Consider the following 21,473-nt stretch of genomic DNA (forward strand, 5'->3'; position numbering starts at 1 on the left):
TCTTCAAATCTCTTCAGATTTTCAGCGGCTGATCTTGGCGGTTTTAACGATCATCGCGATTGCGGCCAGCATGGCGATCGCAAGCGCGGCAATGGTGATTGCGGTACCGGTGTTGCCGAGCACACCGGACTTCGGCTTGTTGTTCACCTTGCCGGAAGCGATCACGTCATTCTTACCGTCGCCCGGCTTCTCATCTGAGGAATCGTGGGCCGGAGCCTGGAAGTCGACGGTCACGGTCTTGCCGGACTGGCGGCCAGTGACGGTGAGCGTATACTCGTTGCCTTCAATGACCTTGTCGAGCGTGATGCCGGTGGTCTGAGCGGTCTTGACGCGCACGCCGGAGACCGGAGTGGAGCTGTCGGAAGCGGCGACCACGTTGCCGGACTTGTCCTTGAGCTCGTAGGAGAGCACTGCGTCGCCGTTGAATCCGGTGGATTCGGCCACATACTTGCCATCGGCGAGCTTGACTTCGGTCTTGGCGTCGTTGGAGAGCGACTGCTGAGCATCGGAGGTGGAGGCAAGGCCGAGGGTGTTGGCGATGGTGTAGAAGTTGTCGGTCTGGTCGGTCAGGCCAATCACTCGCTGGGCACCGGGGCCGGAAGCGGCGATGCGCAGTTGGGTGCCGGTGTGAGCCATGTCGCCACCGTTGTAGCCTCCGTCCTCATCGCGGGAATCAGCTTCAGCGGTGCCGTAGGAGACGACCATGTTGTTGCCGTCAGCAGTCTTGATCACGGTGGAGAGCGCGTAAGCCGGCTGAGCGTTGAGGATCTGGGAGGTGTGGGCGTGGTCGGCGGTGACGATCACGAGAGTGTTGCTCAGGTCAACGTTCTTCATGGCATAGGCGATGGCCTGATCGAAATCGTCGGTTTCACCGATCTGGCCGCAAGCGTTGCCGGCATGATCCTGCTTATCGATGGAAGCGCCTTCAACCTGCAGGAAGTAGCCATTCGTCTCGCCGGCAGGGTTAGCTTCGAGCAGATCGAGCGCCTTCTTGGTCATGTCAGCGAGCGAGGAGCCCTGGTTGCCGAGCCAGCCGGCGTTCGGGGTGCATACGGTCGGGTTGGCGTCTTTGGCCGGGTCCTTGGCGGTGGCCTTGGATGGGTTGAACTTGGTAGGCATGTTGCCGTCGCTCATCAGGGCGAGCACCGGCTGGCCTTCCTTGTATTCGAGCGCGTTCATTGCAGCCGGATCGTTCTCGACGGTCTGGTAGCCCATTTCCTTGGCTTGCTCCCACACGGTCTTGCCAGCGTATTCGCCGCCTTGCACGGTCTGGCGGAAGTACTTGGAACCGCCGCCGATGGTCACGTCGGCGCGGGTATCGAGCAGCTGCTCGGAAATGGAGCCGATGCCGCCGTTTTCCTTAAGCTGGTTGGCGAGGCAACGCTTGAGCGCGTCGTTGGAGCGGCCGTCAGTCTTGCCCTGCGGGCCGTAGCAGCCACGCTCGGTGGAGTGCGATTCGAGCACGGCCGGGGTGGCGTCTTGGATTTCGGCGGTGGTCACATTGCCGGTGGCTTTACCCGCCGCCTTGGCGAGTTCGAACAGGTTGAGCTGCGGGTTGCCATAAACGTCGACGTCCACAGCATTGTTGTAGGTCTTGGTGCCGGTTGCCCATGCGGAGCCGGATGCGGAGGAATCGGTCACTCCGGTAAGTTTGCCCGGATTCGGATTGGCGTTGAGGTTGCCCTTGTCATCCTTGCCAACCGCACTGTCACCGCTGTTGCCGCCCAGCGAGAAGGTGGTGTACTGACCGGTACCGGCATTGACGTCACCGAGCCCTGCCGGCTGGCCGACTGCGTCGAGGCCTTCGAAATGGCCGTTTGCACCCTTCAGGTAATCGCGTGCGACGGTGATTTCGGAATCGCCCATGCCGTCACCGATGAACAGGATGACGTTCTTGGCGCTGCCGTTGCCGATAGCTGCAATGCGCTGTGCGCCGCCGTGCCGAGCCAGTTCCGCAACGGACTTGCCGTTCAAATTGTAAGTGGAAGTTTCGTTGGCGAGTGCCGGTGCGGCGAGCGCGCCGAGCGTCGCTACGGATGCGATTGCCACAATCGCTCCTTTGAGAGCCTTTCGATCGCTCATCTTTTTCTTCTTTCTTCAGCCTGTGCTGTATTGCAATCTCCACGCTAGATTTCGCAAACCAACTTCTGAGGCGTTTTGGACGAACGAAACGTGAACTCTCACCTTCACAAAGTGAACACTTATCTCAAATCCTCTTTCCGCCAACTATCATCCCAATACCCCCTAAGTACTGAATTATGACTCATGCTTTTGCTGCATGATGTGCAAACGGTCAAGCAGGGGGTGCGACGCGTCAGGCAGAGGCACGGGCGGAACGAGTGGCCTTAACGGCTACGAAAAGGCTGCGAATCAGCAGCACGCACAGATAGCAGGCGAACAGAATCGAGCCGACACGGGGCGAGACTGCGCCCGCTATCCACGTACCGAATGGCGCGGCAACGGCAGCCACCAAGCCAATAATCAGCGCGGCCTTTACATGCACCAGCCTTCGTTTCAGGTTTGCCACGCTTGTGGTGATCGAGTTCGGGAACATGGCCAGCAGCGACGTGCCCCGCGCAATCAGATCGGAAGCGTTGAACAGCATCGACAGTGCGGGCACGGCGAGCGCCCCGCCGCCAATTCCCAGCAGTCCCGCCAATACGCCAATCACCACGCCCAACAGCACCAGGCAAACTCCGGTCAGCGCACTCATCGCAATGTGCTGGTCTCGCGACGGCACGAAACTAATCTGATTGAACACCACAAATATGAGGAACACTACGAAAATCCATCGCAATACGAGTTCCGGCAAGCGCGAAAGCAGCCAACTGCCAATCTGCCCGCCTACAAACATGCCACAAAACAGCAGCAGCGCGGCAAGCCAGTCCACATTGCCACAAGTCGCATAAGAAATGACGCCGGAAATCGAGGTTGGCACGATTGCAAGCATTGACGTCGCCGCCGCATTACGTTGCGTCAGTCCCAGCCATACCAGCGCGGGCACGATCACAGTACCGCCGCCAATGCCGAACATGCCGGATAGTAGCCCTACTGCCACGCCGACGATCACCAGCACTACAATGCCTCGCGCGGATTCGTCGAGTCCCACAGGATCTGCACCAAATAGCCAATCCGCTTTCTTGCTGAACCACTCACTCATCTGCCCGCTCGTTTGCGCATTCGACCGCCCGCCATCTTCAGCACGTTCAACACTTTCAGCATCCGAAATATTGGAAATATCCGATTTCTTCATCTCTCCCCTACCATCGCATTTCTTCCTTCTTGCGATAGTTGCGATAGTACATTCCCGCACATTTCAGTGCCGCAAACCCGGCACATTGCGAGAAAGCAAGAAGAGATAAAAGAAAAAGGCGATGACGCGACCAGCGCCAATGCCACCGACTGAACGCTTGGGAAAAGCAGGATCTTTGAATCATGCAATATGCATATGATTCATATCATTACGCACCCCGCATCCTCAGCAGCGCGAGGAAACCATGCATAATCGCGGGAAGAATGGTTCCACCGGTGCCAACTCAAATCATTCTTCACGCATACTCGCACGGCGTGGATGTTGGAGCAACGACGCCCTCTCAGTCTGCTTTATTATACTGCAAACGTTGTCAAAACCCACGCGCCACGCAAGATCAGGCGTTCAACACGTAATCCAGCAATCCCTCATAATCGGTGCCGGTAAACGAACGCACCGCATAACTTGACATTTCCGGATCATCTGCCGGCGAAATCTCCGTGCGGAAATACACGCCGTCAATGCCCGCGGTGCGAGCGCCAACAATATCGTTCTGCTCGTCATTGCCCACCATCAGCGCATGCTTGGCGGTCACGAATTCGCGGTCGAGCGCCAGCATGTACAAGTCGCGCGCGGGCTTGCGGATCTTCTCCTCGCTGGAGATGATCACGTCGTCAAGCACGCCGGCAAGTCCCGTCATTTCCAGTTCGGCGCGGGTGTAGCAGGATTGCGCGTTACTCAGCAGCGCCACGACAATGCCGGCTTCCTGTAGTTTTTCGATCATTTCTAGCACCCCAGGATACAGGCGGATCATACTGGTGCTGCCCTGCCGGAACGCCCATGCGGCCTTTTGAGCGGCCTGCGGCAATGCCAACAAGCGTTCCGCCTCGTCGCTACGATTCATAAGCAGCGAGCGGTACACAGGTAGTATGTCGAACTCGTCCCACCCACTACGAACGATGGCATGATTCGACTGATGCGCTATTTCGCGCGCCTCAAGTTTTTCGAAACGCTCACGCAACGCCTCGACCGAATCGTATTGCGCGCCCAATTCGCAAGCGGCGTCATACAAGGCCTGCCAGGCCGCGTCGCACTGTTCGTCGGTACGTATGTCGATAAGCGTTCCATACAAATCGAAGAACACAACCTCATATTTAGGGGTATGCGCCACGTTTTCCATAACAGGTCCTTTCGTCGGCATCGTCGCCGCTTTACCGGCGGCGGCGATTGCCACTTTGCAGCCGCCGCCATTGCAAATCAATGCGTTACATGCGTTATATACGAGGTTACCGCAACCGCCAGATTGCGAACGTTTGCGATTACCGAATAGTCACTATCGCAAGATTTTCAAAATCGGCGAAACCAAGGTCGATTTCAACACTTTGACCCTCGGTGTGCAAAGTTTTGCAATTCTGAAGGCGACCGCATGACCCATTTCCAGGCAGTACCGTCGTCGGTCTTGACGAGCCACGCCGTCCTTACCATGGCGGCATCGCTATCGCACTTCGGAAACAGCGGTGACAATGACAGTAGAAACTGCGGTCACATCCGCTTTCAAACACCTTGCAAACGATAGTCAAAAAGAAAAAGCACTTTTCTTGTTTCTCATCCGCAAGATAGTCAAAAAATCGCAATACTGCAACGTTTACGCTTAATAACACGCCTATTGAAAACGATGTCATCATATGCTACAGTACATAGCAGAACGATTGGCATACGCACCGAAGCACGCTAATCGCGCGGCAATGCAGCATGATTGGCCACCAACGGCCCAGGGAAGAAGGAACCTATGACGGAAACCCAACAAACCGAAAGCGCGGAACGCATCGCACGACCGCTTATCCAACTCGCCAAACTCAACGGCATCTCAACGTCGTACATCGACCAGCTCGGAACCTACGTGGAAATCCGCGACGAAGTGCTCGTCTCCGTGCTTGCGGCGCTCGGCGTGGACGCGTCCAGCGACGAGGCGATCGAAACATCGTACGAACTCACCAAGCAGCGCATTGCAGACACGCTCGTAGAACCGACCATCGTGAAGTTCATCGGCAAGGAGTCAACCACGCCGATCCGCGCGAAAGGCCATGACGTGACGCTGCGCCTGCTACTCGAAGACGGCACACAGTACGAGGGCAACCTGTGCATGTACCTGACCCCGCAGACCGACGGCTCGCTTACATTCACCCTGCCCGACGACATTCCCGCCGGCTACCACACGTTGCGCGTCAACGCGGGCCCGCTACACGGCGAGGCACGACTGATCTGCGCCCCGGCACGCGTGCCCCTGCCACCAGCGATCGCCGAAAAGCAGCGTTGGGGATGGATGGCGCAAATGTATTCCATCCGCTCCGCTGAATCGTGGGGCGTGGGCGATTATGGCGACCTGAAGCTGCTGCTCACCGATGCCGCCGAAAAGTCGCATGCCGACTTCATGCTCATCAACCCGATTCACGCGACCGCGCCGGTCGAGCCGCTCGAACCGTCGCCGTACCTGCCGGAATCACGCCGATTCATGAACGTCACATACATTCGCCCGCAGGATATTGAGGAATATGCAGGACTTGACGAAAAGGCGAAGGCCGAGGTCGAGCGTCTGCACACCGAAGTGGCCCCCGACAACGACAACGCCGACGAACTCGACATCAACTCCGCATGGTGGCACAAGCGTCAGGCGCTGCAGCTCGTGTTTAAGGTGCCACGTTCCGCCGAACGCCAGGCCGCCTTCGAAGCGTTCAAGGAAGCGGCCGGCCCTGATCTGCGTGCGTTCGCCGCATGGTCGGTGGCATTCCAGGTGTGGGGTGCTCCGTGGGAGAGCACATGGTTTGCGGAGACGAACCGTGATTCGCCGGAAGTGGCCGAACTCATACGCGATCATGCCGATATGGTCGACTTCGAATGCTGGCTGCAGTGGATTGCAGACGAACAGGTGACCGCCGCACAGACCGCCGCACGCGAAAGCGGCATGGCATTGGGCCTCATGCAAGACATGGCCGTAGGCGTGCACTCGCTGGGTGCCGACGTGTGGTGGAATCCGGAACGTTTCGCCGTCGGCAGCGTCACCGTGGGCTGCCCGCCAGACTTCTACAACCAACAGGGCCAGGATTGGGGCCAGCCGCCGTTCAATCCGAATTATCTCGCCAAAACCGGTTACGGCATGTACCGCGAGATGGTGCACAACATGTTCTCGCACGCGGGCGCGGTGCGCATCGACCATGTGCTCGGCCTGTTCCGCCTGTGGTGGATTCCGCAGGGCGAAGGCGCACGCGGCGGCGCGTACGTCACGTACGACTATGAGGCGATGATCGCAATCCTCACGATCGAAGCCTCACGTGTGAACGGCCTGGTGGTGGGCGAAGACCTCGGCACCGTGCCCGATTACGTGCGCACCGTGCTCGCCGAACACGGCCTGCTCGGCTGCATGGTGGAATGGTTCGCCCGCGTGGACGACTCCCCCAACGCCGGCGACCCGTACGCCGACCCGGCCGACTACCGCAAGTATGCGCTGGCTTCCGTAACCACGCACGATCTGCCGCCAACCGCAGGCTACCTGCAGTTCGAGCACGTCAGACTGCGTGAGCAACTGCACCTGCTCACCGGCCCTGTCGAAGAATTCCAGGCGTCCGCGACCGCGGAACGTCAGGCCATGCTTGACCGACTGGTCGAAAGCGAACTGATCACGCCGGAAATCGCGGCGGACGTCGACAATCATATTCAGGAAATCGTCGAAGCGATGCACAAAATGCTGCTCCACTCGCCATCCGTGCTTCTACAGGCGGCGCTGGTGGACGGCGTCGGCGAAACCCGCTCACAGAACCAGCCGGGCACATCCAGCGAATACCGCAACTGGCGTGTGCCGCTGGCAGGCCCCGACCACAAGGTGGTGCACACCGACGAAGTGTTCGACCTGCCGCGCGTGAAGTCGCTTTCCGCCATCATGAACGGCGAAAAGTAAGCGTCCTCATATAACTCCATAAAGTCCCGTCACGCACCATAGCTGGGTGTACGTAAGACAGTATTGCGCTAAGATTGACGAAGCGGCACGAAACCGCATGGAGCTGATCATGCCAGAGCTGGCAAAGCAGTACGACGTGGCCGAACAGCTGAAAGCTGAAAACCAAATGGAATGGGTACGGCAGATGAACGCTTGCAAGGCACAGGCAGAGGAAGTTGTGAAAGCGGAATTGATTTATGATTGAGCGAGAAAGTCCGGGCAGAAAACTGTTCGGACTTTTCTCATATATTCCAAAGTTGCGGTAGAATTGTTCACAAGTTTTATGGTATAATTTGAACACGAAATTGAGCAATAAATCAGAAGTTATAAAGGAGAATTTAGATGAAACTGTTTTTATGTTCGCACTTTTCAAGCGTAGGAAGTTTGATAAAAGAAGAAATTGATAACAAGAAAGTCGCATTTATTCCAACAGCTTCACTGCATGAAGGTTACACCGGTTATGTTGGTTCGGCTCGAAAACTATTCAAAAAACTGGGAGCATCTGTAACTGAAATTGATATCTCAACGGAGGCTTATTCAACGATACAGGCTGTTTTTGAAGATGCGGATGTGATATATTTTACCGGCGGAAATTCTTTCTTCCTTATGGACCAGCTACGTAAAACGGAAACGGACGAGCTGTTGAAGAAAGAATTGGCAAACGGAAAACTGATGATCGGTGAGTCGGCAGGCGCAATTATATGCGCTCCGACCATTCAATATATTGAACAAATGGATGAAAAGCCAGAGGATTACTCTCAAGAAGATAATGAGGGGCTGGATTTGATTGATTTCTATGTTCTTCCCCATTATCTCACGGCACCCTTTAAGAAAATTACCGAGAGAATCATGGCTGATTTTTCGGATTTGAATATCTGTGCTATTAACAACCACCAGGCAATTATAGTCAATGATGAAGGTTCAAAGGTGATTTGTAAAGACTAATAAAACATTAAAATTGAATTCAAGTTTGTCGAACTGATAAAAACCCTTTAGGAACTAAAGGGCGCACTTCTATACTCTCTATCGAGAGTAGTGCGTCCTGCGGAGCTTCATTCCCGGTCAGCAGAAGAAAACTGCACGACCGAGAATGTTTCGTCACTTCGTTCCGTCAAGGTGGCTACACCCCCTTGCGCCGCTAAAGCGGCTATCCCCTGTGGACCTGCCGTCCGCAAACGGTTTTGACAAACCGTTTGCCGCCAGCAAGTTTGAAGATTAGACATAAACAAATCCTCCGCATGGTCTAAGCTATACGGAGGATTAACTGTTTTACGGACACCCGTCTATATGTGACGGGACTTTTTTATGCACATTCAATGACAACGATACTAAGAAAGCTACGCAAGGAACAGCAGACCGCTACTCGATGTACGCATGCAAACGATTGCCGCACCGCCGAGTAGACTGGTACGCATGAAGTTCCTATCACCCGACTCCGGCTTTATGCGCGGCCTCAGCGACGCCGTCGACGCGATTTGGATCAACATCCTCATGTTGGTCACCAGCATTCCGATCATCACCATCGGCGCGGCCTTGACCGCCGGTCACGATGCGGCACGACGCTCGCTCGCAGGCGAAGGCACCGTCACCCGCAATTATTTCGCCGCATTCCGGTCAAACTTCGTAAAGGCAACCGGCTATTGGCTGATTTTCGGCATTGCAGGGGCGATCAGCGTGTACTCATGGATCGTGCTGCAGATCACGCCGCTGCTGATTCCGAAATTCGCGTTGAGCATCGTATGGGTCATCGGATTCGAATGGATCTGGGCATTACAGTCACGCTTCGAAAACTCGTTCTGGCGCACACTCGGCAACGCCTTCGTATTCGGCGTGAGCAATATCGGGCACACGCTCGGCATGGCCGCCATCGACGCGATTTACATCGCGCTTTTGGTCGGCAGCTGGTTTTACATGCCGCAAGGCCTGTTCCTGCTACTCGTTTTGGGCTACGGCACCATGATTATGATTCACGTGCCGATTTTCGAGCATGTGTTCCGCAAATATATGAAGTAGTTTTCGGATTCGGATATCTGATTCGGATATGGAAGAGCCCGAACGAGATTTCTCTCGTTCGGGCTCTTTCTCGATCTTCGATCATCCCTTGACTGCACCGCCTCCGGCCCTGCAATTAGGGACCGGCCTTCGGCCGGGCTCAATGCTACCTTCGCGAGGCCTATCGGCCTCGCTCAGGCTGGTGCATGGGACAGCGCACTGCGCTGTCCCACAAGGGATGATCTTCGATCATCCCTTGACTGCACCAGCCATTACACCCTTGACGATGTGCTTCTGGCAGATGAGGTAGAAGACAATGATCGGGACGATGGCCATCACCAGGCAGGCCATCATGGCACCCATGTCAACGGAACCATAACCGCCCTTGAGGTACTGAATGGCCACGGAAATGGTCTTGTACTTGCCCAAGTCGAGCGTCAGGTACGGCAGCAGGTAGTCGTTCCAAATCCACATCGCCTGCAGAATCGCAACAGACACGATCGACGGCTTCATAATCGGCACTACAATCTGGAAGAAAATACGGGGCACGGAAGCGCCATCAATCATCGCGGACTCTTCCAACGACTGCGGAATGCCCTTGATCACACCGGTGAAGATGAACACGGCCAGGCCTGCACCAAATCCCAAATACATAATGCACAAGCCCCACGGAGTGTTGAGCTTCAACGTGTCAGCAAGCTTCGAAAGCGTGAACATCACCATCTGGAACGGCACGATCATGTTGAACAGGAACAACGTGTACAGCAGCTTCGCAACCCAATTGTTCACACGCACGATCCACCATGCGCACATCGAGGTGCATACCAAGATCAAGATCACCGAGCCGACCGTGATCAGCAGGGTCCAACCGAAGCTGGCGAAGAAATTCGTGGTTTCAATGCCACGGGTATAGTTTTCCAATCCAACGAACGCCTTGCCGGTCGGAATGGAGAACGCGTTACGCGAGATGTACGCCTTCTGCTTGAAGGAGTTAATAATCACCAGCACGATCGGGAAAACCCATGCCAGCGATACCAAGGAAAACAGTACGGTCCACAATCCGCCGTGCTTGACCTTTTCTCCGGAAATCATGCTTCCACCTCCTTGGAAGTCGTCAGCTTATTCTGAATCAGCGCAACAATTGCGACAAGCACGAAGAACAGCACTGCCTTGGCCTGTCCAACGCCTTCCCAGCCGACGCGGCCATAGAATGTGCGGGTGATGTTCAGTGCCAGGCCTTCAGACATGTTCGACGGAGCGCCGTTCGTCAATGCGAGGTTCTGGTCATAGAGCTTGAAGCCGTTGGTAACGCACAGGAACGAGCACACAGTGATCGACGGCATCATCAGCGGAATGATGATCTTGAACATGGTCTGCGTGCCATTCGCACCATCCACGGAAGCCGCTTCGAGCACGTCAGTCGGCAGCGACTGCATACCGGCGATGTAGATGATCATCATGTAGCCGATCTGCTGCCAGCACACCAGCACGACCAGACCCCAGAAGCCGTACGTTGCGCTATAGGTCAGCGAGCGCGCCCAGTGCGCGAGAATGCCGTTGAGCAGCAGCATCCAAATGTAGCCCAGAATGATGCCGCCAATAAGGTTTGGCATGAAGAACACCGAACGGAAGATATTCGATCCCTTGATCGCCTTGGTAAGCATGTACGCGATGAAGAACGCGACCACGTTGATCACAATCGTGGTAACGATAGTCAGCAACGTAGAGAAGCCCAGCGCGCGAAGGAATTCCTTATCCTGCAGTGCGCGGGTGTAGTTCTTAAGCCCTACAAACTCGGCGTCGGTAACCGTAGTGAACTTGCAAAAGCTCAGATAGACGCCCATGATGAATGGAACGACAAATCCAATAATGAACGCGGCGAACGTCGGTAGCGCGAACAACGCCCACCATTTGCGTATCGCCTTGCCAGCCATGCTGATCATAGCTTGCCTGCTTTCTTCCTTCTCCATTCCGAGCACCGCGACAACGCGGTGCGGAATCCTGCTTTTTAGCCGAATCAGCGGATCACTGCTCTGTTCTCCACCTTTCCGGTGCTTACATTCGTCATAATAAACGTCATGACACAAAATGTCAAACGTTGTCATTTTCGCATGTCTTGAGATGTGTTTTTACCAACGTTGTCATATTTTGCAACCTTCTAAAATTGTTGCAATATCAAGCACTTCTACGTTTTTCCTGCTATGATGAAAACGTTTGTAATACATGTATTGCAGAAATGTTGCAATACAGTATGCTGGAACGTACGCAGTCACAAGGAAAAATATGAAAAGCAGTATTCAAGATGTAGCGCAGCTTGCACACGTATCCATTTCGACGGTTTCGCGTTCGTTCACACGCCCTGACCTTGTGTCGAAAGCCACCCGAGACAAGGTGATGAAAGCAGCCGACGAACTGAACTTTTCCATCTCACGTTCCGCAGCTGCGCTGAAAACCGGCCGCGCGCTACGCATCGCGGTACTGGTTTCCGGCAGGATCAACCTGTGGTTCAGCTCGTCCATCATCGAAGGACTCAACGAGATCTTCCATAATGCAGGTTACGACATCTCCCTCTACCAGATGTCAAGCATCGAGGAGCGCCGCGAGTTCTTCGACATGCTGCCGGTGCGCCGCAATGTCGACGCAGTGATCGTCATTTCCTTCGACATCGACGCCAATGAGATCGATCAGCTCAAGTCCGTCAATGTGCCAATCATCGGCATCAACTCGAGTCTGCCGGAAGAGCGCGGTTTCAGCGCGGCCGTGCGCATCGACGACAAGCAGGGATCCGAGCTTGCCGCGCGCCATCTCATAACTCTCGGCCACCGCGATATCGCCTACATTCGCACCGATCGCGAAGTGACGCTCCACTTCAGTGTGCAGGGGCGTTTCGAATCGTTCATGGCCTGCTGCAAAGAGAACGGCGTCACACCGCGCGTGCTCGTTACCGACGAAAGCAAGAACAACATCAGCAAAGTCGTGACGCAGCTGCTCAGCCTCGACCACATGCCGACCGCGATCGCCTGCCAGGAAGACGGCATCGCCGTGCCACTGATGTTCCAGCTGGAACGCAACGGATTCACCGTGCCGAACGACATTTCCGTCATCGGCTACGACGATAGCGTCTACGCGCGCGACCTCGGCCTGACCACCGTGCGCCAGAAGCCCGTCGAAATGGCACAGGAAGCGGCCCGCATGACACTCGATCTAATTGAGGAACGCCCGCTGGAGCAGCCGTTCAAAACGTTCCCGGCACAGCTGATCGTACGTTCCACGACGGCGCGTCACCGTCAGTAGACGTTCCGGGCGCGCGCCGTTCGCATACCGTTCATTGGTTGCCGTCATGTCGCTTTCACCACTTCGTGATAGCGCTTTCATTTCTGTTGCACGAATCCATCAATCTACAGCGCGTTTTCGTCGCAAATCCGGGCTTTTAGTATTATGGAAGCGTTAACCATTTTCATCAAAGGAGACACATGGCCAAACCGACCATCGCCAACGTGGCCAAATTGGCAGGAGTGTCGCAAGCCACCGTTTCCCGAGCACTCCGTGGCGCGACCAACGTTACGGAAGCAACCCGCAGCAAAGTCCAGCAGGCGGCAGATCAGCTCAACTTCACGCTGTCCAAGAGCGCTTCCGCCCTGGCATCCGGAAAAACCATGCGCGTCATCCTCTTGGTTTCAGGCAAGCTCAACGAGTGGTTCAATTCCGGAGTGCTCCAAGGAGCCTATGAGGAGCTCGCGCCATTCGGTTATGACATCACGCCGGCCTTCATCACCGACCGCAGCGAACTGGACCGGTTCTTCTCCCAGCTGCCAAAGAGCCGCAACTCGGACGCCATCATCATTTCCTCATTCCAGCTCATGCCCGCCATGAGAGACCAGCTTCAAGCCATCGACCTGCCAACGGTAGGCGTCAACGTTCCTTCGAAATCGGGCTATTTCGACGCCTCCATCAGCATCGACAACTACAGTGCGATGACCATGGCCGTACGACTGCTGCGCTCCTTGGGACATACCAATATCGCGTTCTGCAGCGACTACATTCCGGCCGACATGGTCTACAACACCAGCCAGCGCACCAAAGCTTTCGCAGCTGCCGCGCAAGCCAACGCCGCCGATGGAGTCACGTTCAGCATGCTCACGGCCGACGCGCATGATGCGCCGCTAAGCAAATCCGACCTCGCCTCGCAACTGACCGCGAAACTGCTATCCCTTCCGGAACGCCCCACCGCCGTCTGCGTGGAAACCGACCAAGTCGCCATCGCACTAGTCAAAGAACTACGCAAGCAGCAGTTGAACGTGCCGGAAGACATTTCGGTGCTCGGATTCGACGACGCCGAAATTGCGCAGGCGGCGGACCTTTCCACCATTCGCCAGGAGCCGATTGAGCTGGGGCGCATAGCCGGCAGAAAAGTCCTGCAACTCCTGCACAACGAACCTCTGGAACATCCGCATGAACTGCAGGATCCCTTGCTGGTACTGCGCAACACCACAAGTCGCATCGACACCGATATAGCGTCGACGGCGGAATAAAAAGAAACCGACAAAGCACACGAAAGCGGCCTGTGCGCATGAATCCAAATCATGCGCACAGGCCGCTCTTTTCATCGCAAGCCCTTGCAGGGCTTCAATCAGCGGTGCGATCTCACCCCTGCTGATCGAATTTCTGCGCTTGAGGAACGGATCCCAACGATTCCTCGTTGTTGTTCCATTCGGTAGCCCAGCCGTCGACGTAGGCGCTCTTCACCTTGCTCCAATCGCCAGTGCCCTGCGCGTATTCGATAAGCGCCGCAGCCACGTCGTCCTGCCACTGCTGATCCGGAACGGTGAAGCTGCGTACCTCGGTCTTGCCGTCGGCAGCGTAGGAGCGTGCAATCTTGGTCAGCGGATTATCCGGCTGGAACTCATCGCCATCGAATGTGGTGAACGGCACGGAGAAGCCCATATCCTGAGAGAGGATCTTCTTGGCCTCGTCATCGGTGACCATCCACTTGATGAAGTCGAGCGTGGCCTGCTTGTCTTTGTCGGAAGCGTTCTTGTTCACCGCCCAGCTGGCGTCATACACGCCTGCGGGACCGGTCTCCTCCTCGCCCTTGATGCCCATGTAATACGGCAGCATGCCAAGATCGTCATCCGCCACTTCGTTACCCTTGATCTGCGTGTAGGCCCAGACGCCGTTCGGGTAGAACGCCACCTGGCCAAGTGCGAATTCGGAAGTGACATCGTCGTACGTCTTCGAGCTGACCAGGCTCGGATCGGTCGGACTGGTTTCCAGCTCGAGATCGAACAGATCCTTGTAGTTATCCAAGTAGGTGCCCTTGATGGTCTTGGAGAACGTGGTGTTCATATCTTTGTACTCGTAGTACAGCGGGATACGCCCCATATGCGCGGCGAAACGGTACGTGTCGGAGGCGTCCAGACCTGGCGTCGCGAACGCGCCGTCGACGCCGAGATCGTCCTTGTGCTCGTTGATGGACTCGGCCACGGCCTTGAGCGTCTTGTAATCTTTGATGTCGTCGGCGCTCTTGATCACCGCGTAATCCTTGCTGGCGTAATCGTTGATGATCTTCTTGTTGTAGATGATGCCGTACCATTCAGCCGCGTATGGCAGCGTGTACGAATCGTCGTCGATGGTGTAGGAGTAGGCCTTGCCGTCATCGGTGAGCAGTTTGTACACTTCGGTGTCCTGCAATGGCTCGCAATACTTCTGATATTTTGCGAACTGGTCGAAACCGGAGATGTTGAACATGGTCGGCGCGTTGGATTTGGCCAGTTCCGAGCTCATGGTCGCATCGTATGTGCCGGACGCACCGGTCTGCACGTCCACCTGCACACCGGTTTTTTCGGTATACATTTCGGCGAGCTGCTTGTATTGGTCCACGACTTCCGACTTGTTGTTCATGAAATACACATGGCCCTTGTCGGAATCAGCGCTGCTGCCGCCGCCGCAAGCCGCCAACGATACACCCATGGCCAACGCCGCGGCGACCGCGCACGTTTTGGTGATGATTCCCTGCTTCATTGCTGATCTCCTTCGTTGGATTTGTTGCTATTCCTACGTGTGCTGGTATTGGTAGCGACTCTGGTCGCCGCGTTATAGCTGGAGCCAGGCGGTGGTGTCTTGCGGCAAACGCCCGTCCGCGGTGAGTTCACCCGACGCGAGGATGACTTCGCCTTGCGGCAGCTCAACCGGACGTTCGCCGAAATTGGTGATGCTTGCCCAGCCATTGGAACGACGGTAGGCGATAACGCCGCCGCGCTGCCCATCAGCGCCGTCCCGCACGTCAGATGGACGATCTTCGTCCAGCCACTGCAGTTCGGTGTCCTGCGGCATCAGGTTATGCCTCAACGACAGCGCCTTGCGGTACAGGTTCAGCATGGAATTCGGGTCGGCATCCTCCACGTCAACGGCGAAATCCTTGTACCACTTCGGCTGTGGAAGGTGCGGATCATGTTCGGCACCCGCAGGAGAGAAGCCGAAAGAACCATCGTGGCCGAATTCGTCATCGGGATCATCGAGCTTCGGAGCGTCGGCGGCGACCCACGGCAACGGCACTCGGCAGCCGTCACGGCCCTTTTCGGTTTGCTCGCGCACGCTGTTGAACGCGGTGGGATCCTCCAGCTTGTTCCAAGGAATATCCGCGACTTCCGGCAGTCCCAGTTCCTCACCCTGATAAATGTAGGTGGAGCCAGGCAAGGCAAGTTCCATAAGAATCGCGGCGCGGGCACGCTTGGTACCGAGTTCGCGGTTCTCAACGTAACTCGCCCCATCGCGGACCAGCCAATCCTTGGCCAGCTGATGATGCGACGCGGCAGGAACCTGTGGCAATCCATAACGGCTGACATGGCGGGGCACATCATGGTTGCTCATCACCCAAGTTGCCGAAGAGCCGGATCGTTCCGCGCTTTCCAAGCCTTCTTCGATGGCCAGATGCATGTCGTCGCGAATCCAATCCTTCTTGGCGAATTCGAAGTTGAATACCTGCCCGAGCTCTTCGGTCGACGCATACAGATGCTGACGATCCGGATTGACCCACGCTTCGGCCACGGCGAACGCCGGCGGATTGTACTCGTTGAACACCTTGCGCCACTCGCGGTAGATGTCGTGCACTTCGTCGCGGTCATACAACGGGTGCGACCCATCCGAGGGAAGCACATGTTCGCAGACCTTGTAGCTTTCGAGATCGTCGCGGTCGAGATCCTTGGCGAGGCCGTGCGCCACGTCCACACGGAAGCCGTCCGCGCCATGGTCAAGCCAGAAACGCAGCGTCTTGATGAAGTCGGCGCGCACCTCGGGGTTCCTCCAGTTCCAGTCGGGCTGCTCCTTGGTGAACATGTGCAGGTACCACTGGCCGTCGGGCACGCGCGTCCACGCAGGGCCACCGAAGCTTGCAATCCAATCAGTCGGCGGCTGGTCGCCGTTCGGCCCCTTGCCGTCGCGGAAGATGTAGCGGTCGCGCTCTGGGGAGCCGGGGGCGGCGTCAAGGGCGGCCTTGAACCATTCGTGCAGGTTGGAGCTGTGGTTCGGCACGATGTCGACCACGACCTTGATGTTTCGCTCGTGGGCAGCCCTGGCAAGCTCATCGAAGTCGTCCATGGTACCGAGCTTCGGGTCGACGTTGCGGTAGTCGTCCACGTCATAGCCGCCGTCGGCGAGCTGGGACGGGTAGAACGGGCTCAGCCAGATGGCATCCACGCCGAGTTCGGCGAGGTAGTCGATCTTCTCGGTGACGCCTGCGATGCTGCCCAAGCCCGAACCGCGGGAGTCCTTGAAGGAACGCGGGTACACCTGATACACCACGGCCTGCTTCCACCACAACGCCGGATCGGTAGTATCAATTTCTTGTTGCATCATATGTTTTCACTTTCGTTCGCATCGTCGCAAATGACAGCGATTACATTTTCCCAAACTGCAGATAAGAACATTTTTAAATCAACATCTTCTCTGTTTGTTGTTAAAATGATAGCGCTTTCATTACTGCGGCGCAATCCCGTCACATACGGCGTGTCCCTTGATTCGCCGTCATCTTTTGTTTTTTTAAATAAAAAAACGAGCTGCAATCAGGAAAGGAGAAGAGGACTTCCGATTGCAGCTCGTCGCTTATTCAGTTATTGAGTTATTCGATTGACATGCTGATTGCGATCGCAGCCGCACTATACGATGTTCGAACCGCATTCGCAATACATGTCGCTTGTTGGACTTGCCGGATTGGCTGAATTTCGTCAGCCCGCTGATGTGAGATCAGTGAGCGGCGTCGTACTCGGTCTTCCAACCGTCCACGAATGCGGTCTTGACGGCATTCCAATCTCCGGTGCCCTGAGCGTACTCAAGAAGGGCGGAACCAAGCTTGTTCTTCCACTCTTCGGACGGCATCATGGTGAAGTTCCAGGAGACTGCGGTCTTGCCGGAGTTCTGATCTTCAACAGCGGCCTGCACCAGCGGATTGTCGGACTTGACATCGCTGAAGGACTTGAACGGAGTGGTGAAGCCCATGGCGCTGGACAGGGCCTCGATGCCGGTCTTGCTGGTGACGACCCACTTCAGGAAGTCCTTAGTGGCCTTCTTATCGGCGTCGGAAGCCTTGGAGTTAATGCACCAGTAGTTCTCGGAGCCAGTGGCCAGACCCTGGTTCTCCTCGCCCTTGACGCCCATGTAGATCGGGAGCATGCCGACGGACTCGGCCTTCATGCCGTTCTTCTGCAGATCGGTCCATGCCCAGGTGCCGTTCTGATAGAACACGGCCTCGCCGAGGGAGAACTCGGAGGTGGCGTCATCACCGGTCTTGGAGCTCAGCTGGGTCGGTTCGGTGGTGGAATCCTTCAGGTACAGGTCGAAGATGTTCTTGTACTCCGGCAGGTAGGTGCCCTTGATGGTCTCCGGCTGCTCGGTGACGTTGTCCTTGGTGAACTCATAGTACAGCGGCAGGTTGGCCAGATGAGTCTTGAAGCGCCAATCGGAGCTGGAATCGAAACCGGCGGAAGTGAATGCGCCCTTAACGCCGAGCTGGTCCTTCTTGGCCTGGATGTCATCAGCCACGGCCTTCAGGGTATCGAAATTGTCGATATCCTTGACGTCCTTGACCTTGGCGCCATCGGTGGCGATGTACTTGGCCAGCAGATCCTTGTTGTAAATCAGACCATAGGTTTCCATAGCGTACGGAACGCCAACGACCTTGCTCCCATCCTTGAGGGCGACGTCCTTGTTGATGAGCTGCTTGTACGGCTCGGTGTCCGTCATGTCATCAGTGTAGGACTTCCAGTTCTGATAGCCGACCGGCCCGTTGACCTGGAACAGGGTCGGGGCTTCGGACTTGGCGATCTCGGACTTCAGGGTCTGCTCGTAGGTACCGGAAGCAGCGGTCTGGACCTTGACCTCGACACCGGTTTCCTTGGTGTAATCCTTGGCCAGCTTCTGCCATTCGTCGTTGGATTCCGGCTTGAAGTTCAGGTAATAGACCTTGCCCTTGCCATCGTCGGAGCTGGAGCTCGATCCGCAAGCGCCCAACGTGCCTACGGACATTGCCGCGATGGCGACCATTCCAACTGCTGCCTTGATAGTACGATTCATCATCGAACCTTTCTCTTCCATTCCTGTTTCCCAGCACCCGCTGGTCAACATCCTGTGAAATCGCTTCCTCACGATTCCTGACATGCACTATTGTGCCGCATTTCTCCCATTTTTGCAAACGTAAGCAGAAAAAACCATTTTTAGGGTGATTTTGCAATCGCAAGTTTTTCTCAAAAACCTTTATTTTCAACGGTTTTCACCATATCGGCTTTATGAAACCGTTTGCGACACACCCTCCATATCGCACGGCAACAATCGCAGTAAATCGCAAACCTGACGCCTGACGGCAACAAAAAACGTCGGCAGCTTGTAAACGATGTCAAACTACCGACGTTCGCAACAGTCAGCTTCAGGTACCGGAAGCCGGGGTTCTTCAGGCGACGTAGCCAAATTTCAGTCCAAAAACCGATCCAAATATTGGTGAAATGCGACCACCTTCCCGCTACCGACATTCAGCCCAGCGCAACGCGCCTAGCAATTCCAATGCTCGATAACGTTGTCTCCCTTATATTGGCTCAGCACGCAATAATGCGCGGTGTCGAGGCGCAGCAAACGCGCGAAATGCGGATCGACGTCCAGCCACTGCGAGGTGAGGATGCGCAACACATGCGCGTGCGCCACCAACAGCACGTCATGACCGGCATTGAGCAGCGGCATCACCGCGTCGATCGCATCGCGGGTGCGCGCGGCAGCCTCCTCAACCGTCTCACCAGGGCCACTGTGCACCGGAACCTGCTCGCCACCCGGCAACGTCTCAACCCAGTCGCCCTCCAACGATTCGGGAAGGGAACGCGGACCGTCGCGCCATACATCCCACTGGAAGCCGCCGGCCTCGCTCACCTCCTGGCGTGTACGCCCTTCGGCACGGCCGTAATCCCATTCCGCAATCTCGTCAAGCACTTTGAAATCGCCATAACCGGCCAGTTGCGCGGTCTGCTGGGCACGACGCAGGGGGCTTGCGAACATGCAACCCGGATCAAACCCTTTAGGGAACGCCTCACGAAGACGCTCACCCGCCGCACGGGCCTGCTCGCAACCGGTATCGGTCAACGGAATATTGGTGCGGCCAGTATGCTGGCCCGATTCGCTCCACACAGTCTGGCCATGGCGCAGCAATACCAGGCGGCCGGGCGCGATTGAAGAAGCATCCTTGCCTCCAACTTGAGTATCTGTCATACTCCTACTCTAGCCGACGAAAAGCGTTTCACCAGCAATCTTCCACCACGTGTCTTAAGCGCTTCGCAACGCACGCATGCGCTGGCGAAATCCAACCGAAATCCGACGGCACGGTCTACACTGGAAACCATGAGTGAAATGCCTGACTTGGAATCTAGCGCAGACCGCATCGTGGCGTCGCTGCACAACGTCGACGAGAAGGTGAACGCCCTGCGCGAACAGCGAATCAACGATCCCGACGATCTTTGCGACAAGATATTCAAGGCAGTCGTCCCCACGCTGGCCGGACTCGTGTTCGGCAAACTGTTCGAACTGGCATGGCGCAAGTCGGTCGGCCGCAAAGCCGTATTACCGGACGGCACCACCGACAAACGCAAGGAACTGGCACTGAATCTCGTATTCGGCGTAGCTTCCGCAGGTTTCGGCGCGCTAGTGTCGCAACTATCCGACCGTGGATCACAGGCGCTGGTCGACCGCCGACACTCACGACAAGCACGCGAAAGCCACTAAAACTGCAAAATTCGCTGGATTTGTAAATAAACGCAAGTTTCGCCGAATTCCCAAACAATCCACTTCCGCATTTCGCAGTTTGCGATTCAAATCTGTAATTGAAGCCACGATTGGAACTGCACGAAACTGTGATTGGCAAGAAGTGCGCTTGTGGGCGAAATTGCTTGCGCAATTACGCAGGTAGGATAAAAATGGGCAACATGAGCAATATTCTGCATAATGCAACCGTTGACACTCTGCTGGAGCGTCGTTCAATCCGTAAATTCAAGCCGAAGCCGCTGAGCGACGATATCGTCGAAACGCTCGAAACCGTGGCTCAGCATGCCGCAAGCAGCCAATTCCTGAACGACTGGTCGGCAATCCGCATCACCAACCTGGCCGCAAAGAAGCGTCTTGCCGAAATCGGCGGGCAGCCATATATCGCGACCGCGCCACTGCTGTACGTGTTTGTGCTTGACGAGCATCGCAATGCAGCCACCGCAGCTTCCAAGGGCGTTGAGACCGCTTCCGACGAGTTTACGTTGAATGGCAGCTATCGTTACACTCAGGCGCAGAATGACGCAGTTTTGGCGCTTCATGCGATGGAGACGGCCGCTTATTCGCTCGGCCTTGGCTGCGTGATTCTCGGCTCGCTGCTTAACGATGTTCCGGCTTTGATTGATTTGCTGAATCTTCCGGAATACACGTACCCTGTGCTGGGACTTGCGATCGGCAAGCCCGATCAGGATCCCGCACTCAAGCCGCGTATGCCGCGTTCTATGCAGTTCTTTGAGAATGAGTATCCGTCGAACAATGAGACGTTGCTTGCCGGTTTACAAGATTTTGACGAGGAAGTGCATCGGTATTACGATTTGCGCAATACCGAGCGCCCAGTTGATCCGTTCAGCGATCAGATCGCGTCGAATGCGGTCGATTCCGGTGTGACCAGCAAGGCCGTGGCTCCAAACGCCAAGCGCCAAGGCTTCCGCCTCGACGAGCGCTAACGGA

Annotated in this window: 18 protein-coding genes; 8 read left to right on the forward strand and 10 right to left on the reverse strand. The window is 56.0% G+C overall.

The features are described from left to right. Positions 1 to 21: 21 nt before the first annotated feature. The 3 genes from phoA to AH68_RS09440 all read right to left on the reverse strand — a co-directional run bounded on the left by phoA (position 22) and on the right by AH68_RS09440 (position 4,430). A complete protein-coding gene (phoA, locus tag AH68_RS09430; protein WP_039199472.1) occupies positions 22 to 2,082 on the reverse strand; it encodes an alkaline phosphatase in 2,061 nt (686 codons plus the stop codon). A 232-nt stretch (positions 2,083 to 2,314) separates the two neighbouring features. Beyond that, on the reverse strand, positions 2,315 to 3,160 hold the full coding sequence (locus AH68_RS09435) for a sulfite exporter TauE/SafE family protein (RefSeq protein WP_052189271.1): 846 nt from the start codon (positions 3,158 to 3,160) through the stop codon (positions 2,315 to 2,317). Between the two features lie 487 nt (positions 3,161 to 3,647). Then, complete coding sequence (locus AH68_RS09440; protein WP_236682410.1) at positions 3,648 to 4,430, reverse strand: HAD family hydrolase; 783 nt, start codon at positions 4,428 to 4,430, stop codon at positions 3,648 to 3,650. A 609-nt stretch (positions 4,431 to 5,039) separates the two neighbouring features. On the opposite strand from AH68_RS09440, the gene malQ reads away from it, so the two are divergent. From malQ to AH68_RS09460, 4 genes are all read left to right on the forward strand, one after another. Further along, positions 5,040 to 7,202, forward strand: coding sequence for a 4-alpha-glucanotransferase (gene malQ / locus AH68_RS09445; protein ID WP_039199473.1), 2,163 nt, complete (start codon positions 5,040 to 5,042; stop codon positions 7,200 to 7,202). A gap of 97 nt (positions 7,203 to 7,299) precedes the next feature. Next, positions 7,300 to 7,446, forward strand: coding sequence for a TnpV protein (locus AH68_RS09450; RefSeq protein WP_004223583.1), 147 nt, complete (start codon positions 7,300 to 7,302; stop codon positions 7,444 to 7,446). A 137-nt stretch (positions 7,447 to 7,583) separates the two neighbouring features. Then, positions 7,584 to 8,186, forward strand: coding sequence for a Type 1 glutamine amidotransferase-like domain-containing protein (locus tag AH68_RS09455; RefSeq protein WP_039199476.1), 603 nt, complete (start codon positions 7,584 to 7,586; stop codon positions 8,184 to 8,186). Positions 8,187 to 8,654: 468 nt separating this feature from the next. Beyond that, positions 8,655 to 9,254 carry a YesL family protein gene (locus AH68_RS09460; protein ID WP_039200072.1) on the forward strand — a complete coding sequence of 200 codons (600 nt, stop codon included), beginning with the start codon at positions 8,655 to 8,657 and terminating at the stop codon, positions 9,252 to 9,254. 228 nt (positions 9,255 to 9,482) lie between these two features. Here AH68_RS09460 and AH68_RS09465 read toward each other — a convergent pair whose 3' ends face one another. Then, the gene (locus tag AH68_RS09465; protein WP_039199478.1) at positions 9,483 to 10,325 is read right to left on the reverse strand and encodes a carbohydrate ABC transporter permease; all 843 of its coding nucleotides are present in this window, start codon (positions 10,323 to 10,325) and stop codon (positions 9,483 to 9,485) included. After that, positions 10,322 to 11,176 carry a carbohydrate ABC transporter permease gene (locus AH68_RS09470; RefSeq protein WP_033501763.1) on the reverse strand — a complete coding sequence of 285 codons (855 nt, stop codon included), beginning with the start codon at positions 11,174 to 11,176 and terminating at the stop codon, positions 10,322 to 10,324. The genes AH68_RS09465 and AH68_RS09470 overlap by 4 nt, the downstream gene beginning before the upstream one ends. Before the next feature lie 340 nt (positions 11,177 to 11,516). Here AH68_RS09470 and AH68_RS09475 point away from each other — a divergent pair, with 340 nt between their 5' ends. Further along, on the forward strand, positions 11,517 to 12,527 hold the full coding sequence (locus tag AH68_RS09475) for a LacI family DNA-binding transcriptional regulator (protein WP_039199480.1): 1,011 nt from the start codon (positions 11,517 to 11,519) through the stop codon (positions 12,525 to 12,527). A gap of 179 nt (positions 12,528 to 12,706) precedes the next feature. Next, positions 12,707 to 13,765: a LacI family DNA-binding transcriptional regulator gene (locus AH68_RS09480; RefSeq protein ID WP_039199481.1), complete on the forward strand. Its 1,059-nt coding sequence runs from the start codon at positions 12,707 to 12,709 to the stop codon at positions 13,763 to 13,765. A gap of 112 nt (positions 13,766 to 13,877) precedes the next feature. On the opposite strand, the gene AH68_RS09485 is transcribed toward AH68_RS09480, so the two are convergent. The 5 genes from AH68_RS09485 to AH68_RS09500 form a co-directional block, all read right to left on the reverse strand. After that, positions 13,878 to 15,254: an ABC transporter substrate-binding protein gene (locus AH68_RS09485; RefSeq protein WP_039199483.1), complete on the reverse strand. Its 1,377-nt coding sequence runs from the start codon at positions 15,252 to 15,254 to the stop codon at positions 13,878 to 13,880. Between the two features lie 72 nt (positions 15,255 to 15,326). After that, positions 15,327 to 17,087, reverse strand: a complete 1,761-nt coding sequence (locus tag AH68_RS09490) for a glycoside hydrolase family 13 protein (RefSeq protein WP_144245735.1) — start codon at positions 17,085 to 17,087, stop codon at positions 15,327 to 15,329. Next, positions 17,084 to 17,293, reverse strand: coding sequence for a hypothetical protein (locus AH68_RS10800; protein ID WP_158333001.1), 210 nt, complete (start codon positions 17,291 to 17,293; stop codon positions 17,084 to 17,086). Before AH68_RS10800 ends, AH68_RS09490 begins: the two co-directional genes overlap by 4 nt. A gap of 181 nt (positions 17,294 to 17,474) precedes the next feature. Further along, complete coding sequence (locus tag AH68_RS09495) at positions 17,475 to 18,821, reverse strand: ABC transporter substrate-binding protein (RefSeq protein ID WP_039199485.1); 1,347 nt, start codon at positions 18,819 to 18,821, stop codon at positions 17,475 to 17,477. A 450-nt stretch (positions 18,822 to 19,271) separates the two neighbouring features. Beyond that, a complete protein-coding gene (locus AH68_RS09500; RefSeq protein ID WP_039199487.1) occupies positions 19,272 to 19,976 on the reverse strand; it encodes a histidine phosphatase family protein in 705 nt (234 codons plus the stop codon). 129 nt (positions 19,977 to 20,105) lie between these two features. Here AH68_RS09500 and AH68_RS09505 point away from each other — a divergent pair, with 129 nt between their 5' ends. Continuing rightward, positions 20,106 to 20,486 (forward strand): DUF4235 domain-containing protein, encoded by a 381-nt coding sequence (locus AH68_RS09505; RefSeq protein WP_039199489.1) that lies wholly within the window; start codon positions 20,106 to 20,108, stop codon positions 20,484 to 20,486. A 200-nt stretch (positions 20,487 to 20,686) separates the two neighbouring features. After that, on the forward strand, positions 20,687 to 21,469 hold the full coding sequence (locus AH68_RS09510; RefSeq protein ID WP_039200075.1) for a nitroreductase family protein: 783 nt from the start codon (positions 20,687 to 20,689) through the stop codon (positions 21,467 to 21,469). Positions 21,470 to 21,473 lie beyond the last annotated feature (4 nt).

It is taken from the genome of Bifidobacterium catenulatum PV20-2, from assembly GCF_000800455.1.
Lineage (GTDB): Bacteria > Actinomycetota > Actinomycetes > Actinomycetales > Bifidobacteriaceae > Bifidobacterium > Bifidobacterium kashiwanohense_A.